The sequence below is a fragment of the Mycobacterium sp. genome, assembly GCF_008709575.1.
Classification (GTDB): domain Bacteria; phylum Actinomycetota; class Actinomycetes; order Mycobacteriales; family Mycobacteriaceae; genus Mycobacterium.
In genome coordinates this window covers 1-874 of record NZ_VYIK01000223.1, presented here as the reverse complement: position 1 = coordinate 874, position 874 = coordinate 1, and the positions used below count along the sequence as shown (strand labels likewise).

The following is an 874-nucleotide window of genomic DNA, read 5'->3' as shown; positions in this document are numbered from 1 at the left end:
GTGACGTCCAGATCACGGTGCCGTCGGGCAGCTGTTCGTCCGACCAGCCCCAGAACGTCTTGACCAAATGGTGCTTGCGACAAACGCATTTCAAGTTCCTGAGAAGTTGGGAATCTACCCCCTGCGAGGAACTCGACCTCGTTTTCGATCGCTTAGATCGGCAGCCGGCGGATACGTATCGTCTTCTCGCCGAGCACAACGACGGCCCCCTCCGCTAGCTCGTCCTGCACGACAGGCAGGTTGGCGATGAGCAGGCGGGCTTGTTGGGACGCACGTCGACCGACCGCGCGGCGTATCAGCGCAACCGACGGCTCGCTGGCACTTGACCGAGCCAGCAAGGTGGCAAAATCCGTATCTGCGCTGATCAACACACGCCCCTCGGCCGCAGCCAACGCGAGGACCACATCATCAGTCGCACTTGCCAATCCACGGTCACGAACATGGACGACGTCGTGACCGTCCTCGATGAGAAATCTGGATAGTGCAGGCGAAAGATTCTCGTCCAGCAACAGTTTCATGCGGTCGGACGCAGCGGCAACTCTCGCTCCCGTACTGCCTCGGCCGCGTAGCGCAGAGCCTCGGCGACATCTTCTTCCTCAAGGTCGGGAAGCTCGGCAAGAATCTCCGGCGGCGTCATCTGGTCAGCAACCATCGCGACCACAGTCGCCACCGGGATCCGCAAGCCCCGGATGCACGGCATACCCCCCATGACGTCCGGATCGACGGTGACGCGGCTGAATCGCATGCCTACAAGGTTAGCCGGTCACGACACGCGTGTCGGCAAGTTCCGAACGGCGACCGACCCACTCATGCCGGTGACCTAATGAGAACTAGCGGGTCAGTCATCGGGCAGACTCGCTACCGGTAGCGGCCG

At 61.8% G+C, this 874-nt stretch carries 2 protein-coding genes and 1 pseudogene; all 3 read right to left on the bottom strand.

Annotated elements, in window-relative coordinates; genetic code table 11:
• Positions 1 to 97: pseudogene (locus F6Q13_RS18050) on the bottom strand (hypothetical protein); the annotation flags it as partial.
• A gap of 55 nt (positions 98 to 152) precedes the next feature.
• Entirely contained in the window at positions 153 to 518 is a 366-nt protein-coding gene (locus tag F6Q13_RS18045) for a DUF5615 family PIN-like protein (RefSeq protein WP_293059460.1), read from the bottom strand.
• Entirely contained in the window at positions 515 to 745 is a 231-nt protein-coding gene (locus F6Q13_RS18040; RefSeq protein ID WP_293059456.1) for a DUF433 domain-containing protein, read from the bottom strand. The genes F6Q13_RS18045 and F6Q13_RS18040 overlap by 4 nt, the downstream gene beginning before the upstream one ends.
• Positions 746 to 874 lie beyond the last annotated feature (129 nt).